Source organism: Ruegeria sp. YTSC325 (assembly GCF_059609525.1).
Genome location: NZ_JBXWLY010000001.1, coordinates 12710 through 29074 on the forward strand (window position 1 = coordinate 12710; position 16365 = coordinate 29074).

A 16365-nucleotide genomic window follows, 5' to 3' on the forward strand; every position below is an offset into this window, starting at 1 on the left:
ACTCTTGGTCACCGGTGGGCTTGCGCTCGCCGGTTTCGCCGTAGCGTTCGTTCTGGCCCAGCCCTCCAAGGCCGTCGGACTATTGGCGCCGGATGACGCCGAACTGGTCGCCACTGGCCAAGATATTTACGCGGCACAATGTGCTGCCTGCCACGGTGAGAACCTTGAAGGACAGCCAAACTGGCGGATACGCGGCGAGGACGGTTTGCTACCAGCACCGCCGCATGATGCCAAAGGGCATACGTGGCACCACGATGATGAAACGCTCTTCACCTTGACCAAATTTGGCCTGGCCGGACTGATGGAAAATGCGCCCCCAACCAGTATGCCGGTCTATGAAGGTGTGCTCAGCGATGACGAAATCATAGCGGTCCTTTCTTTTATCAAGTCAACCTGGCCCAATGATCTTCGTGAGTACCACGACGAGCTGAATGCCCAGTCCGAATAGGGGATAACTCAGATGATCAAACAAACTCTTATCGGCTTGGTCGTAGTAATGGCTCCAATACTTGCGGCCGCGCATTCCAAGTCCGAAGAAACGACACCAGCTGACGGCGCAACTGTCACGGACGTGCCGGAGCTTTCCATGCGGTTCGATGATCCGATACGCATCATCTCAGTCACGCTGACCTCACCCGATGGCGACGTCAAAATTGAGCGCGAGACAGGTATGGATCCCACCACGGAATTCCGGGCTATGCCTTTGGAGGAGCTCGTACCCGGAAGCTACCGCTTCGACTGGCGAGGCATGGCGTCAGACGGTCACCCGATGCAGGGCAGCTTCTCTTTCACGGTCGCTGAGTGACCGGAGTGGCCCCCATTGACGGTGTTATCGTCTTGGCCATTTTGGCGAAGGCACTTGGCTACGGCTCGGCGCTGCTGGCGATGGGTGGCGTCCTGTTCACCGTTCTTTTTGCCACACGCGCTGAAACGTCAGTTCTGCGCGTTGCACGGCACCTCGCGGTCGGTGCAGCGATTGTCGGTCTCGCCGTGCTTGCTCTACGTTTCGGCATCAGAGCGGCGCGGATATCCGGGATGGGCTTTGATGGCGCGACGGACCCAATAATGCTTGGCTTTGTTTGGGACAGTCCGCTTGGCACCGCCGCGATTTGGCGAGGAGTGGGTGAACTCAGGGGAAGATCGAGCGATGGCACCAGACCTTGAAGAACCGCATCCTGCTGGAAAACTACTATCTGCCCGGCGATCTCAGGCAACAGATCGATGCCTTTGTCAATCATTACAACCATCGACGCTATCACGAGAGCCTACAAAACCTCACCCCGGCCGATGTCTACTTCGGACGCGGGCAGACCATTCTAAATCAACGAGAAAGGATCAAACGAAAGACCATCGAAACGCGACGCTTGCTTCACCGCAAATCCGCCGCATAATCACATGAACCAGATGAGCCAGACCCTCTCTTAGCTCACGCCGCCATCTGTCCCAAAATCCCTGACGACGGACAGGGAGCCGAGCTAGAGAGCTCGCAGGTATTCACATGTCGCGGGAACCCGATTTTAGCGTTTCAATGTTCCGGCATATGCGCGCTCGTATCTCTATCGCAAAACCAGAAATCTATGACGCCTACTATAAAATGCTGGCAGCCGCAGGCATTCCTGATTGACGACACCAGTTGTAGACCAGCGGCAAGTCATAGCAAGTGTGCAACATGTGGAAACATATTTTTTGCCGCTGGAAGAATGCCCAATTTGGTCTGCGAACAGTCGTTGAAGTGAATAGCGGCGAGCGGCAATCGAACCTTCGCGGCGCTCGGCGTGAACGATTGCTCTGCGGACAAAGCTACCATTGCCACGTTAGGTCAGATTAATAGGTTTGCAGTTTCATGCTCTAATCAGAACAGATGCCCATACGTGCGAATTGCATGCTGTCTGTTTTGCAGTTCAAGTTTGGCGTAGATTTTACTTGTGTGGTTTCGAACGGTTTTTTCACTCATTTGAAGACTTCTAGCAATTTCTTTACCACTCATTGCTTGGCAGATGAGTCTCAGCACGTCCAGCTCGCGCTTTGTCAAATCGTTAAAGTCCGTCGTTTGACCGGAAAATGTAAATTCAAGCAAGCTCTTGGAAAAAGCGCGCCAGGCAGGTTCATCGCGTTGGATAATGTGATTTTTTCCCTCTAAAGCAGACATTGTCGCTCCGGGAATTTTCTGAGCGAGACGTTGTCCTTCTTCAAACGGAATAACCTGATCGTTCCTTGAATGGATCACCAGTGTTGGAACTGAAACCTTTGGCAACAGACTTTCAACATTAACGTCAGCGCGCGCCATAAGCAGGTCGGCCCCTGTCTCAGGCAAAACGGTCTTTTGGCAAAGTTCTGTAAACCAAGAGCGTTGTTCGGGCGGCGCACCAGGAAGAAATCTTGATGTAAATACATCTTGAAACGCAGGGTTGTCATTCTCCCAACCCAGGCGAAATACATCGATAACAGTCTTGTAGTTTTTGGCGGCAACCGATCCGCGGTGGCTGCTGCCCCTTGCATAGCCTCCAACGAGTACCATCCCGGCGACTCTACCGGGATACCTCAGCGAATACGCGATAGAAGTCGCAGCGCCCTGAGAAATACCCAGAAGATAAATTGGTTCGTCTATTTCAGCGGCGTCGATTACAGCTTCGAGATCATCAACCCAGTAATCAATACCCAGATTCTCAACTCGTTTGTCAGATAATCCGCAGCCTCGCTCATCATATCGAACAAGGGTGAATTGACTTTCTAGCAATTCGATCCAGTGAGACCAAATTGGACTGTCTAGATCATAACTGAGATGCGTGAGCCAGTTAGCCGCCTTTACCATTGGTAGGCCGTTTCCGGATTTGCTCCACGCCAGCGACGTACCATCGCTTGAAGAAGTGTATCTAACGGTTCGCTGTCTTTTTTTAGTCAATTTGGGGCAAATGTCCCATCAATTTCCCGTCGGTTTGAGTCTAGCCGGGACATGTGTCCGATAGGTTGAAGGCCAGATGAGTGACACCATTGTGAAACTCAGATTGGAGGTCATCACATGAATAAGCAATTTGACGCATCACTACACGCTTGGCCGTGCTGGTCCCAAATATCGCCTGCTCCCTGCGTAGGGCTACATTGTTCCGGCGCTGACGGAAGCCAGTGGCGCAATCTGTTTGCCCGGATGAGCGAAGAAACCAAAACAATAGCACCCGACCTAATAGGAACCTTGTCTAGGGGTCATAAAATCCCGGACGGGCCGTTCACATTGGAAAACGAAGCTGCTTCGATTGTCACCGAGATAGAGAAGCTTGGCAGGCCCGCTCACTTGATCGGACACTCCTATGGAGGAGCGCTGGCTTTGCATATCGCCAGAGCTCGACCCGACCTTGTTCGATCACTTTGTCTCTATGAACCAACTTTGTTCAGCCTACTGAAAGCCGGAGAGGTGACTGATGGTTTATTGTATTCCGAGATTGTTAGCCTCACAAACGCAATACGAACTGGCATAGAAGAGGGATGCGAAGAGTTTAGCGCACAGGTTTTTACTGATTTTTGGGGAGGACTTGGCTCTTGGCAAGCCCTGAGTCGTGAACGCAGGTGCGCTATGATTGACTGGGTTCACAAAGCCCCAAGCGATTTCGATGCGCTTCTGAAAGAACCTGACCCAGAATACATTCTTTCTGAGGGAGTTCCTTCTACGATCATTCGCGGATCGCAGACGCATGTGCACACAAAGCGCATCGCAGAACTTCTGGCATCCCAAGGTAAGCTTGTTGAACTAAAGGTTCTGAAAGGTGCTGGCCATTTGGGTCCCTTTACCTTCAAGGAAAGTTTCGAGATGGAGGTGCTGTCGCATATTAGAACTGTTGACCGCCGCGACATGGCTTCAATGGAAGTCAAGCCGATCAGTAGATCGTGAGCCGGGGACACTGGAAATCTAGAAAAAACGACCGACCGATCTGGTCTACGAGCGTTCGGTCGTTGTGCAGCCGCACTAACGTCGAATGGGCGCCCGCATTGGGCTCGATGTTGTCATTTTCTCAAACGCTAGGAATGCTCTCTTTGCGGATAAAGCAGAAATCGCTCGATCACTAAAAAACATCAGGCGGCTTAGCCAAAGGTCCCCAAGTTTCAGGGTCTGGTAGACCGACACTTGACCATGCTTCTTGCAAAACTCTGGAGTCTGAAGATCTTGTCCGCGGCAAATCATCCAAAATATCAAACCAAGGCATTTTGCTTTCTATTCCGGAGTGGACTGAAGGAGCAAAGTTTTCCGGTTGGTCGAGGCTCGAAGTATGCAGGACCAGATAGGCCGTTTCTCGTGGCTTTACGAGCTTATAAGTTAGGCTTGCCCCGCATCTGGCACAAAAGCCACGATTTGCTATCGGCGTAGTTGCGAAGTATCGAGGTTCCTCGGTGAGAAATCGAACAGCAGAAGCGGGAAAAGCCGCCCATGCATTAACTGCTGAACCAGAAAATTTTCTGCAACAACTACAATGGCAATACCCGGTGCTTATGGCAGGCGCGTTTATTTCATACCGTACTAACCCACAGATGCAGCCACCAGTTATTAAGGTTTTGGCCAATTCATCTTCATCAAAATCCAGAAAACCTCCCTCTTCTCCGGGTTCTGAAACGGTCATGTAGACATGTATTGGACTATCAGTTCTCTTGAGTCTCTTGTGACCGCAATCTGCCAGCGGAAGATCTATCTTGCCCGCTATTTGCGCCATTACTTCTCCTGAAACCGCGATTCCACCTGGTTCCGCTATTGCTTCAAGCCGTGCCGCAGTATTTACGCCGTCTCCGAGAATATCGTCGCCGTGTACAACGACATCACCGAGAGAAACGCCGACGCGTAAGATGAGAGGGTCGTCACTGTTCGACCGGCGTGCTTCGCGTGCGCAGGCTCTTTGAATGTTAATTGCACAATTGACCGCCTCAAAGACACTCGAGAACTCAGCCAAAAACCCATCGCCAGTAGACTTAAAAACACGACCCCGGTTTGCTTCCACCTGCATGCCGATGATTTCACGTTCTAGTCGAACCAACTTAGCTAATGTTCCGCTTTCATCGCGTGATACCAATCCCGCGAAACCGACTATATCGGTGGCCAGAATGGCCGCTAACTTGCGTTCCATCTCCGTTGCTCCGAGCCAACAATCTCCAATTGATGCCTGCTTACTTTAACATAAAATCGGTCGCAGCGAGCCACGGTGGCTGAGGTGTTAATTTCCAGCTTTCAAAGACCGTTCGGGGCTGCGAGCGGTCAATCATGCTCATCGCAGAAAATGGCAGCGCTGAGCCCAAAGCCGAAAGTTTCCTACTTTTGCCGAGCTCGTACCTCGGCGGCCCGACGAACTGCGAGTACCGCTGTTGCGTAATCTCCCAAAGAAATCCCTCTGAAAGCGAATGCAGCCGGTTTCTCGCTTAAAGTGGTATCGACTGCTCCCGAGACAATTTCCGTCAAGTCCCCTGTTACCCGCTGATATGGCAGCATTGGTTTGTCGCTTTCAGATTCCTGTTTTCGGTCGTCAACAATAACAGTTTTGAAAGCGGTCATACCCTCTGGAAGCCACGGAATGCAGGCATCTGTAATGGCGGCGAAGGCAGTCGGCTTTAGCCATCGGGCATCCAGAAAAGGTTCGATGGAATAGTCCAAAGTTATTGATGTCACTACCAGATCGGCATCACGCAAGGCGTCCTTGGCACTGGTGGCTGTTTGGGCCTCGAGGTCTATGTCCCGAGCCCGGCGACAAAGCTTGTCGACATTCGCTTTGCCACGTCCGAACACACGAATGCTTTTCAAGGGGAAAACTTCGGAGAACGCAAGCAAATGGGAGTGAGCTTGCACGCCGGCCCCAACAAAAGCCACTGTCTCAGCATTGGGATCAGCAAGTCGACGCGCGGCGACGACTGACAGCGCCGCTGTTCTAACAGCCGTTACCCAATTTGCCCCTAAGACTGCCCGGAGAACCCCGGTTTGCCCGTCCATTACCATGATAGCGCCGTTAATCGCAGGGAGCCCTTTTGCCGGATTGTTCGGACACACCGTTACCTGTTTGGTCACGATGAACCCATCATCTCCTACTGCCAAGGTCGACATTGCGTACCGTCCATCCCCGGGCAAAATGGCTGTCTTAGGGGACGTATGAAGCTGCTTACTTGCCTTGGCTATCAGCGCAGATTCAATCGCGTCGGCAACTTCCGAAGGTTGGATCCCTAAACCTTCCAAGTCTTCGTCAGAAAGATAAGTTATTTTGCTTTCAGAAGTCATGTTGGCGCCGCTCCGCTTTGCAACCCGGCTTCCCGATTAGGCTATCAAATTGCATGTTAACATAAGCTTTGGGTGTCTAGATTGGGACTTCACTCGAGTAAATTATTCGTTGCATTGGGTTTTCTGTTTTCATGCTTACGGTCTCAAGTTGTCTCAAGCCAGTTGAGTTTGAAAATTGTATGCTCTCCTTCGAGACCTTTAAGCGGAACAGTCATTTGCTCGGCAAACTGAAACTCCTGTGATCCGCCCACCATGATCCGTGTGGCATCCGAGACGCGGATGTCACTTGGTGCTGCCAGGGCGGCTATACGTGCTGCTTTGTTGACAACGGTCCCGAAGTGATCAGCATCAGAAGTTATCACTTCGCCGGTATGCAAGCCGATGCGAACCCGCAACTTTGGCTCGTTTGTTTCCGCCGCGTTCGCCTGTTGAATATTTTGAGCTGCCAGCAATGCTGCCCTTGCGGAAGCAAAAGACGACATCACCCCGTCTCCCAGTGATTTCACCGTACGTCCACCACTCCCGACGATCTGCGTTTCGACAAGTCGCAGATGTCTTCCGAGGGCGTCGCTCCAAAGCGTATCGCCTATAGCCTCAGCGATTTTTGTGCTGTCCGCGATATCGGTGAACATGATGGTCGCTATACCACTTTGGCTGAGTTCGTGGGGTGTAGAGAGGGCGGCATCAAGCAGTTCCTCAAAGCCTCTGGCCTCATACCCAAATCCCTCTACGTTGTTGACCGGTAGGGAATTGTGAACGTGCACAATCTTCCAGGATCCTTTGTCGAGTTTCAGAATGACCGTAGAACGTAGGTGCGCGATCTGTCCTGTTTCAATACCCTCAATGCTTGCTTCCCATTCGACCCAACCGAGTGATCCGCATTCAAATCCTCTCAGGTCTTTTGGGTGCCACTTGAACCGTGGAACCTCACCGATGTATTGCTCCATACCGCGACGCAGCGCATCGCCCTTCCAGGCTTCGCCGTGTGCTGAGCCAAAGTATGACAGGGCAGCGTCATCAGAAAAAAGATTTGCCACCGTCTCCCCATCGCCCCGACCGTAGGCGTTGATCCATCGTGCCACTATAGCGGCCAGTTCTGGTGAGGGGCTTATAGTATCTCTCATGTCAGAACGTCGCGTCGACGGCCAGAAAACTGCTTCGAAAAATATGACCTTCGCACGTCCAGTTCCTTTTGAAGCGTGTCATGGCATAACCTTTCCGAGATCTCCATTTCTGAGGTCCTGTTAGTTTAGGCCAAGCCGGGGCGGCCAAGCGACAAAAATCTCTGCCCGTTTCTGCACCCAAAAAACTATGCACCCCAACTGGTACTAACAGTTCAATTGCAACTTAGAGCGACGAGATGGCATTGATCACTGCTTCTCTGCTCTGAACAGCGCCGGTTTGTAGATACTCCATAGCTTTGAGAGCAGCTTCATGGGCTTGGAAAGATGACCCGCCAACGCAATCTTCTACAACGCGGCAGAAGTAGCCTGATTGGTGGCCATCGACGAATGTGTAGTGCACACAAACATCTGTCAGCCCGCCGCACAACAAAAGTGTGTCCACCTTTAAACCGCGCAGCAGGATTTCGAAATCGGTTCCAAAAAACGCAGAATACCGTCGCTTCGAGACGATGTAGTCACCTTTGCGATATCCCATCTCATCTTTTGCAACTTCCGTACGTGGATCACCTTCGAGACAGTGTATGTCTTCGTCACCATCCAGTTCCCTGCCGAAGTCGATCTGATCGGGACGATGGACTTCTTGGATGAAAATGACTGGCACATTGTAATCATGTGCGGCATCAACCAAATCACGCGCAGCGATCATGCGCTCTTTGTAGCCCGGCATGTTGTCGATGGAGCGTACTTCGCTGTCATCAATAAACGTGCTCTTTTGAATGTCGATTACGATTAGGGCAGGTCTACCCTCGATCAGTTTCCTGGCTTGTTTGGTTTTAGTTGTCATGTTCGACCTCTAATTTGCCAGGTCGTCCTGAAAAAAACGCCCTTGCTTGGCCGGGTCGTCTCAGCGGGCAGATCAAACTTGACTAAATGTGCAACTGATTACGGTCAAGGGTGTGCTGCGTTGTTGTGGGATGAAAAGAATGTATCCGCGCCTGGGGCAACATTGACCGCAAAGCTGCCGCCAGGGGTAAGTGCAGTGAGTGTCTGCGCCGAGCGCAGATTGAGCAATGATGCGAGCAAAACCGACGGCGGCTATACAACTTGACCCATCGTTCATAGTGTAAATGCATGAGCCGAATTCGAAACGCCCAACCCTCTGATGCAATTCGATGCTTTGAGATCGAGACTGATGCCTATGAAGGCGGCGAAGCGGCTACCCTCGAAAAGATAGCAAAGAGAATCGAGGTCTATCCCGATGGTTTCCTTGTTCTTGAGGTCGAAGGCGAGATCGTCGGCTTTGTGAATTGTGGATGTGCATACGACGTCGAAATGTCTAATGAGGAATTCAAAGAGCTTGTAGGGCATGACCCCGACGCGCCAAATGTCGTTATTATGTCTGTCGTCGTGGATCCGGAGCATCAAGGAAAAGGCCTATCGCGGGCATTGATGACTGAATTCGTCGGCCGTATGAGAAAAATGGGCAAATCCGCGATCTACCTTATGTGCAAAGAGCATCACGTCCCGCTTTATCAGAGATTTGGGTACAAGTATCTTCGCCGATCAACCTCTGATCATGGCGGAATGACTTGGCACGAAATGTCCATGCATCTTTGAACCGTTCTGTTCTTTGGTTGAGCCTCGGTGAGTGGACATTCAAGGCCGACCGAGCAGCGCTACATTGAAAGGGATCTGCCGCGACCTCTCAATTGAGTTGTGTTGTTCGGTTTTGGGTTGAACTTTACTAGTCAGAATGCACTTTTGATTGAGTTTTGATGCGTTAAAGTTGATCGAATTACGCTACAACAATCGAAGTTTGAGCGTGTATAGTGAACCGTGCAAACTTATGGGCAAATCGTGCAAACTTATGCGCAAATGCTGCGCAAAATTATGGGCGAAGCCCCCGAGATTTTCTGAATAAAATCAGTGTTAGGAATGCAGCGTTATGCGCGCACCTACAGCTGTGGGCTTACCCAAAATGCCTTCTTCCACATCGTATATTAGCCTGGAGACTAATTTTTGCATTGCAATACCTGGAAGTGAGGTGGCGGTTTAGTGAATTCCGATCAATGCACGCCTTGTGGACGATGCCGTCGCGGCCAGGCCTAGCGTGTTTCAGTATCAGGGCTCGCGCTTCACAGCGGTCCAATCCAAGACTTCTTGTAGGACTTCACCGCTCGCACCATTAGGACGTGCCGTACTTAATAATGCAGACAGTGTGGATGCGATAGCAGTCGTACAAACCCGGCGTGCAACCCGGTGCGGTTTTAAGTTCGCTCCAGCAAAGAAAATCGGCACATGTGTGTCACCGCGCCACGGTGACCCGTGGGTGGATGTGACGGACAAACCATCGAAGTCTGCGATGAACCAGCCGGGTTTGAAGACTACGTATATGTTCCCGGATCGGGTCGGATTATAATTGTTGCGGATCCGGCGCATGATGTCGGTATCGGGCAGGAGGTTTGCTTCGATAGCCGTACTGGGGACGGCGAATGCCACATCGGTAAAGGATAGAAGCTCTTCTGCAATAGCTGACTCCAGCGTTGGTAAATCAATATCACGGCGAGCCAATACTTCGGGGGCGATATTGAGATAGGGGTGATTATAACCCTCAAGCAGTTTCCCGGTGATCCCAAACCGCTCCTTAAGCCTGGCTATCTGTTCCGTCGGGTCCCATGTGTCCGGAGCAACAAGGCCAGTTTGGATGCCAACACTCTCCAAATAGCCCGGCGCATCGGTGGTGCCGTGGTCCGCCGATAGAACGATCAAAACGTTTTCCAGCCCAATCCGTTCGTCGATAAACGCGAAGAGATTCATGAGAGTCTGATCGAGGCGGTATATCGTGTCCTCGGCTTCAAGACTGGAGGGGCCAAACACATGGTTGACGTAATCCACGGACGAGAAGCTAATCGCCAGATAATCCGTTACCGCGTCTTGCCCGATATCCTCGGCAGCAATCAATCGTTTGGCAAATTGCGCCGTCAGATCGTCGCCAGCGGGGCTAAGCGTTAAAAAGGTCGTAAAATAGGGATTTTCCAGCGGGTCAAACCCATTTTGCGTCGAAGAATAGCGATGAGGAAAGGTTATGCCGAACCCGGCGACATCCGTCTCCCATGGTTGGTTGTCACGGTCGCCAAAGAGATAGGCTTCCTTTGGGTGCATCAACTCCCAAGAGGTTCCTTCAAAGGAGGCGCTCGGCGATGCGTCATTCCATGAGGAAACCCAATCTGGGTATTTGTCATAGTAATAGGTGCTTGTGACAAAACGATTTGCGGCTTTTGAGAACCAGAAGGCTTTGCCGCTTTGTCCCGCCATTGTAATTGCCCCACGGTCTTTGATTGCAACTCCAAAGACTTTGGCCGCACCAGCAGTGGAAGCGCTTAATTCGTCCGAGAGCGTCGTAACAAGCATAGCGCGTGGTGACCGGCCATCTGTGCCAGCTGCCGCCCGTGTTGGGTCAATTTCAATATCGTCATTGACGCCAGCGCCATCTCCAAGAAGCGGAGCGGTGCTGTCTTCAACGTTGTAGACAACGCGGTCCAAGGTTCTGTCGAACCAGATGTTTCCGATCATCCCGTGTACTGCCGGAGTTGCCCCGGTCGCCAATGTGGCGTGTCCGACAACCGTCTCTGTATTGGCATGGCAATGATGGGCGTCCAGATAGTGTACACCGTTTTCTAGTAAATACTTAAGGCCACCCTCCCCAAGATTCTCAAAGTAGCGTGTCGGCAGATCGCCCCGAAACGCGTCAACGGTCAGCTGCAAAACGAGACGAGGAGGTTCTTGCGCATACGCAGGAGCGACTGCAACCAACCACAAAGACAAACAAACTCTCAGTGTTTTGGTCATAGTGCTTCCTTTCGCTGTATTGCGCAGCAGGTCAGTCGCGACCGCAATTGCGCGCTAGAACAACCCTCTTCAATACCAAACTGATAGCAAAACCGCTTCACGTCTACTTCTTCCAACCCACCGCGAAAGAGCCTGCAACACCCAAACCAGTGTTCATACAAACAATTGCTTGGAACAGAGGTGCCCGGATCGGTTTTGATCCAAAACAAGGCTTTGAGTCTTTTGAGACACTAAACTCTGCGCCAGAAACCCTGTCTCAGGTAAAACGCTATGACCAAAAACCTATCGGTTTTTCTTATTTTGGCTGGTTTGGTAATTGCTGGTGCGTTGCTGTATGTCGTTGTTGCCCAGGATGGCGATGAATTGCCGGTCGGATTTGTGCAAGGAAACGGGCGGGTTGAAGCGGAACAAGTCGAAATAGCACCAACTAATGCAGGCCGGGTTGCGAAGGTAACGGCAACAGAGGGCAGTATGGTTGCAGCCGGTCAAATCCTGGCCGAAATGGACATAGACGAGCTATCTGCGGACCTGGATCGGGCTAGAGCCGAAGTAGCCTTGGCAAATCAGACAAGGGCTGAAGCAGAAGCGCTCGTTGTGCAACGCGAAAGCGAACAGCGCAGGGCCGAGCAAGAGCTTGATCGTGCCACGGCGTTGCTGGCAGGTCAAAATATCTCCAAAACTATTTTTGAAGATCGCGATACCACTCATAAGGTTGCTACAGCAGTATTGGGCGCCGCCAAAGCCCGAGTCGCAACCGCAGAAAGCCGTATTGCTGCCGCTGAGGCGGAAGTGCGCAGGATCGAAGCGCAGATTGAAGACAGCGCTTTAGTGGCACCTTTGCCCGGCCGCGTGCTTTACCGGCTTGCAGAACCCGGAGAGGTCGTTGGCGCAGGCGAACCAATCCTGACTATTCTTGGCCTTGAGAATGTTTACATGGAAGTTTTTCTTCCGGCGCGTGAAGCCGGACTTTTGCCCATTGGAGCTGAGGCTCGCATCGTGCTCGACGCTTTGCCGGAATATGCGATACCTGCATACGTGAGCTTTGTTTCTCCCGAGGCCCAATTCACCCCCAAACAGGTCGAGACCCTGGATGAGCGAGAGCAACTGGTTTTTCGCGTTCGCGTCCGTATCCCAATAGACTTGGTTGAAAGTCGGATTGAGCACGTCAAAACCGGTCTGCGCGGTGTCGCGGTGATCCGGCTGAACCCAGCCGCTGCTTGGCCTGAGGCGCTTGAACAACGCATCCCGGAAGAGCTGTTCGAATGAGAGTAGAGGATGACGCCTGCGATATTAACATTTCAGGTGTTACGCACCGTTATCGCAAGCATGTCGCATTGGATTCTGTTTCGTTAGAACTGCCAGGCGGCCAGCTTGTTGGCTTTATCGGGCCGGATGGGGTGGGAAAGTCTACACTGCTTGGTTTGATCACCGGCGCAAAGAAACTGCAATCCGGCAATATCGACGTTTTAGGCGGCCCGATTGGCGATTCTGGTCATCGACACAGCATTTGCCCAGCCATCGCGTTCATGCCGCAAGGGCTGGGTCGAAACCTGTATCCGGAGCTGTCTGTACGCGAGAACCTTGAGTTCTTCTCAGGTCTCTTTGCTCAAGGGCATTCAGAGCGGGATGACCGTATCGCAGCGCTATTGGCTGCGACAGGGCTTGCGCAGTTTGAAGACCGTCTGATGGGCAAGCTCTCGGGTGGGATGAAGCAAAAACTAGGTCTTTGCTGTGCCTTAATCCATGACCCCAAACTTTTGATTTTGGATGAGCCAACGACCGGGGTCGACCCGTTGTCGCGTCGGCAGTTCTGGGCTTTGATTGAAGCAATCCGAGCAAAAAGCCCCGAATTGTCGATATTGGTTTCAACGGCGTACATGGAAGAAGCCGACGGTTTTGACCGCATTGTCGCGATGGACGCGGGTCAAGTCATCTTTCATGGGAAGCCCGCCGAATTGAAAGGGAGTGATGACGACCTCGAAATTGCATATCGGCGTCTGAGAGCACGGGAGTTGCCTGTCGAACCGGCGGGGAAAAACAAAACGAATGGGAAGATCGAAGCAAGCCCAGTGATAGTTGCGCGTGGACTGACACGACGCTTTGGTGATTTCACGGCCGTAGACAACGTCGACTTCACAATCAATCGCGGAGAGATATTCGGGTTTCTAGGATCAAACGGATGCGGCAAGTCCACGACAATGAAGATGTTGACTGGCTTGTTACCTTCCAGCTCAGGTGAAGCACTGCTGTTTGGCAACCCTGTCGATGCATATGACCGAAAAATGAGGCGTGAAATAGGCTACATGAGCCAGGCCTTTTCCTTATATGGCGAGTTGTCGGTACATCAGAACTTACAATTGCATGCGCGGATATTTGCAATTGCCGACCGTGAACAACGCGTTTCGGAACTCACTGAGCGCTTTGGGCTCGAAGAGCACCGGCATACGTTGGCGACGGCACTGCCTCTAGGGATCAAACAGCGACTGTCGCTAGCCGTAGCAGTGATCCACCGTCCGCGGGTGCTAATACTCGACGAACCAACATCCGGTGTGGATCCAGAGGCGCGCGATTCCTTCTGGGACTTGTTGATTGAGCTGTCGCGAAATGAGTCGGTAACGATCTTTGTGTCCACTCATTTCATGGGTGAGGCGGAACGCTGTGATCGCGTTTCTTTTATGCATGCTGGTAGAGTTCTAGCAGAAGGTACTCCGGCTGAACTGATCGTTGTTGAAGGGGCGGATAACCTTGAAGACGCTTTCATTTCGATATTGGAAGCAGCAGAAAAGCCAGTCTCTGTTGTCGCGCCAAAGGTGGGTTTTAGAACCAAATCCCACGCCGGGGGAGGAGCGTTTTCGCGTGTATTGGCATATGCGCGGCGCGAAACCGTTGAAGTAGCTCGTGACCCGGTGCGTCTGGCTTTCGCGTTTCTGGGTTCTGCTATTCTAATGTTGGTTTTTTGCTTTGGAATTACGCTGGATATCGATGAGCTTGAATTCGCGGTACTTGACCTTTCTCAGGGGCCGGAGAGTCGTGCTTATTCGGCTGAATTCGCTGGATCGTCCTACTTTAAAGCCACATCGCCGCTGCAAAGCGCCAGCGAAGGGCGCGACCGTCTGGTGGCAGGTGAGGTCTCTCTGGTTGTTGAGTTGCCACCTGACTTTGACCGAAAGATGAGTACGGGTGAACCGACCCAGATACTTGCAACTGTAGACGGCGCTATCCCATTTAAGGGTGAGACGGTTGAAGGCTATGTTTCCGGATTGCACCAATCATTTCTAGAGGAATATGCCCTTAACAACGGCAAAAGCCAGATAGATATCGCCAGGATCGAACCCCGGTTTCGCTACAATCAGAGCTTTGAAAGCATCGCCGCGATGGCTCCGGCAATGCCTGCTATCCTGCTGATTATGCTGCCAGCTGTTTTGACTGCCGTAAGCGTAGCAAGGGAACGAGAGCTGGGGTCAGTTGTCAATTTCTACGTGACACCAACCACGCGGCTTGAATTTCTAATTGGCAAACAAATTCCGTACATTTTGATCGCCTACGCAAATTTTCTGCTTTTGGCCGGAATGACCGTTTTTCTTTTCGGGGTGCCGTTAAAAGGAAATCCTTTCCCTTTGGCTGTTGGTGCCCTTCTTTACGTTTGGGCAACAACATCCTACGGGTTGTTGATCGCTACAATGACATCCAGTCAGGTGGCCGCCACATTTGCAACTGCCATCGCCTCAGTTGTCCCAACAATTCAGTTCTCAGGTCTGTTGCAACCTGTTTCAACACTTGAAGGAGGCGCACAAGTGCTGGGCTCTCTTTGGCCTTCCTCATATTTCTTACACCTAAACGTTGGTGCCTTCACTAAAGGTTTGGGTTGGGAAGCCCTTGCGCCAGACATTCTGGCCCTCGCCTGCTTCGGACCCGTTCTGACACTGATCGCAGCCCTATGCCTTCGGGCGCAGGAGAAGTGAATGCAGCGCTTCTACTGCATATTCTGGCTAGGCTTGAAGGAAGTGATGAGCCTGCGCCGTGATTGGGTGATGATGGCATTGTTGGTTTGGTCTTTCACGCTGGCCCCGATCATGGAAGCAACGGGAGTGGCAAGTTCTATAAACAACGCCTCGATAGCGTTTGCGGATGAAGACGACTCGCCACTTTCTCGAGCACTTGCCACAGCGTTTTTCCCACCAGAGTTCCAACCGGTCGTCCAAATCGAACCCGGAAAAGGACCTGCGTACATGGATGCTGGGCGCTTTATTTTCGTTGTGGCTGTGCCCCCCGGATTCGAAAAGGATCTGCGCGCAGGGCGCAGTCCGGAGATTCAAGTTCTTATTGACGCAACCGCCATGGAACAGGCCGGTATTGGTGCAAACTACATCACCAGTATCTTGAGCGCTGAAATACATCGCTATGCAATTGGTATCGATCTAGTAGATGCTCCCTCAGTCAGTGTCATTCTAAGAAGCGCCTTCAACCCAAACAGAGACACCGTACGTTTTGCTGGTATCGTTGCTTTGATCGGCCAGATCATGTGGCTCACAACTATATTGACCGGAGCGGCAATGATTAGAGAGCGAGAGCACGGGACCATTGAACATCTCCTTGCCATGCCGCTTGCTCCATTTGACATTGCCATTGCCAAAATTTGGGCGAATGCAGCAGTGGTTTTGGTCGCGGCTGGTCTTTCACTAACCTTTGTGATGCAGGGTTCTTTGGGCATCAGTATCGCTGGATCCAAGATGTTGTTTTTGGTTGGCACGGCGTTGTTTCTTTTTACTGCGACGGCGCTTGGGGTGTTTCTGGCAACCATTGCGCGCTCTATGGCGCAGTTCGCGCTTCTGGTCATGTTGATTGTGTTGCCAATGCTAATGCTGTCAGGTGGAGAGACCCCAATTGAAGGTCAGCCAGCGTGGTTGCAGGCAGGTACTTTGGTTTTGCCGTCACGCCATTACATGTCAGCAAGTCAGGCTATTGTTTTCAAAGGCGCTGGTATTGAGACTGTCTGGCCGGAATTCGTTTGGATGACGTTTTTAGGAATTGCTTTGTTACTAATGAGCCTACGGCTTTTTCGGCGTTCTCTTGCTCAGATCAGCTAGCGCTCTAATCTGTTGGCTGTGACAGATTGGAGCGCTAGCTGATCTGCCTCAGAAGAAAGTTTGG

The 16365-nt window shown here is 51.8% G+C and carries 14 protein-coding genes and 1 pseudogene; 9 read left to right on the forward strand and 6 right to left on the reverse strand.

Going from position 1 to position 16365, the window contains the following annotated elements; all coding sequences use genetic code 11:
- The first annotated feature begins 4 nt into the window (after window positions 1–4).
- The 4 genes and pseudogenes from AC2FF7_RS00095 to AC2FF7_RS00110 all read left to right on the forward strand — a co-directional run.
- The gene (locus AC2FF7_RS00095; RefSeq protein ID WP_496904991.1) at window positions 5–448 is read left to right on the forward strand and encodes a c-type cytochrome; all 444 of its coding nucleotides are present in this window, start codon (window positions 5–7) and stop codon (window positions 446–448) included.
- A 12-nt stretch (window positions 449–460) separates the two neighbouring features.
- A complete protein-coding gene (locus tag AC2FF7_RS00100) occupies window positions 461–805 on the forward strand; it encodes a copper resistance CopC family protein (protein ID WP_496904992.1) in 345 nt (114 codons plus the stop codon).
- A 5-nt stretch (window positions 806–810) separates the two neighbouring features.
- Window positions 811–1164, forward strand: a complete 354-nt coding sequence (locus tag AC2FF7_RS00105; RefSeq protein WP_496904993.1) for a hypothetical protein — start codon at window positions 811–813, stop codon at window positions 1162–1164.
- Window positions 1128–1391 (forward strand): annotated as a pseudogene (locus tag AC2FF7_RS00110) (integrase core domain-containing protein); the annotation flags it as partial. The gene AC2FF7_RS00105 and the pseudogene AC2FF7_RS00110, both read left to right, overlap by 37 nt.
- Window positions 1392–1852: 461 nt before the next feature.
- On the opposite strand, the gene AC2FF7_RS00115 reads toward AC2FF7_RS00110, so the two are convergent.
- A complete protein-coding gene (locus tag AC2FF7_RS00115) occupies window positions 1853–2812 on the reverse strand; it encodes an alpha/beta fold hydrolase (RefSeq protein WP_170756453.1) in 960 nt (319 codons plus the stop codon).
- Window positions 2813–3019: 207 nt separating this feature from the next.
- On the opposite strand from AC2FF7_RS00115, the gene AC2FF7_RS00120 reads away from it, so the two are divergent.
- Entirely contained in the window at window positions 3020–3883 is an 864-nt protein-coding gene (locus AC2FF7_RS00120; RefSeq protein ID WP_496904994.1) for an alpha/beta fold hydrolase, read from the forward strand.
- Between the two features lie 172 nt (window positions 3884–4055).
- Here AC2FF7_RS00120 and AC2FF7_RS00125 read toward each other — a convergent pair whose 3' ends face one another.
- From AC2FF7_RS00125 to AC2FF7_RS00140, 4 genes are all read right to left on the reverse strand, one after another.
- Complete coding sequence (locus AC2FF7_RS00125; RefSeq protein WP_170546192.1) at window positions 4056–5105, reverse strand: GFA family protein; 1050 nt, start codon at window positions 5103–5105, stop codon at window positions 4056–4058.
- 182 nt (window positions 5106–5287) lie between these two features.
- Entirely contained in the window at window positions 5288–6241 is a 954-nt protein-coding gene (locus AC2FF7_RS00130; protein ID WP_496904995.1) for an ornithine cyclodeaminase family protein, read from the reverse strand.
- Window positions 6242–6384: 143 nt separating this feature from the next.
- Window positions 6385–7365 carry a nuclear transport factor 2 family protein gene (locus AC2FF7_RS00135; RefSeq protein WP_496904996.1) on the reverse strand — a complete coding sequence of 327 codons (981 nt, stop codon included), beginning with the start codon at window positions 7363–7365 and terminating at the stop codon, window positions 6385–6387.
- A 223-nt stretch (window positions 7366–7588) separates the two neighbouring features.
- A complete protein-coding gene (locus AC2FF7_RS00140; RefSeq protein ID WP_496904997.1) occupies window positions 7589–8209 on the reverse strand; it encodes a cysteine hydrolase family protein in 621 nt (206 codons plus the stop codon).
- Between the two features lie 287 nt (window positions 8210–8496).
- Between AC2FF7_RS00140 and AC2FF7_RS00145 the strand changes: the two genes are divergently transcribed.
- A complete protein-coding gene (locus AC2FF7_RS00145; RefSeq protein ID WP_496904998.1) occupies window positions 8497–8982 on the forward strand; it encodes a GNAT family N-acetyltransferase in 486 nt (161 codons plus the stop codon).
- A 504-nt stretch (window positions 8983–9486) separates the two neighbouring features.
- On the opposite strand, the gene AC2FF7_RS00150 is transcribed toward AC2FF7_RS00145, so the two are convergent.
- Window positions 9487–11214: an alkaline phosphatase family protein gene (locus tag AC2FF7_RS00150; RefSeq protein WP_496904999.1), complete on the reverse strand. Its 1728-nt coding sequence runs from the start codon at window positions 11212–11214 to the stop codon at window positions 9487–9489.
- A 270-nt stretch (window positions 11215–11484) separates the two neighbouring features.
- Between AC2FF7_RS00150 and AC2FF7_RS00155 the strand changes: the two genes are divergently transcribed.
- The 3 genes from AC2FF7_RS00155 to AC2FF7_RS00165 are packed head-to-tail and all read left to right on the forward strand — an operon-like array spanning window position 11485 to window position 16301.
- The gene (locus AC2FF7_RS00155) at window positions 11485–12480 is read left to right on the forward strand and encodes an HlyD family secretion protein (RefSeq protein WP_496905000.1); all 996 of its coding nucleotides are present in this window, start codon (window positions 11485–11487) and stop codon (window positions 12478–12480) included.
- Window positions 12477–15176 (forward strand): ribosome-associated ATPase/putative transporter RbbA, encoded by a 2700-nt coding sequence (gene rbbA / locus AC2FF7_RS00160; RefSeq protein WP_496905001.1) that lies wholly within the window; start codon window positions 12477–12479, stop codon window positions 15174–15176. The genes AC2FF7_RS00155 and rbbA overlap by 4 nt, the downstream gene beginning before the upstream one ends.
- Window positions 15177–16301: an ABC transporter permease gene (locus tag AC2FF7_RS00165; RefSeq protein ID WP_496905002.1), complete on the forward strand. Its 1125-nt coding sequence runs from the start codon at window positions 15177–15179 to the stop codon at window positions 16299–16301.
- Window positions 16302–16365: the final 64 nt, after the last annotated feature.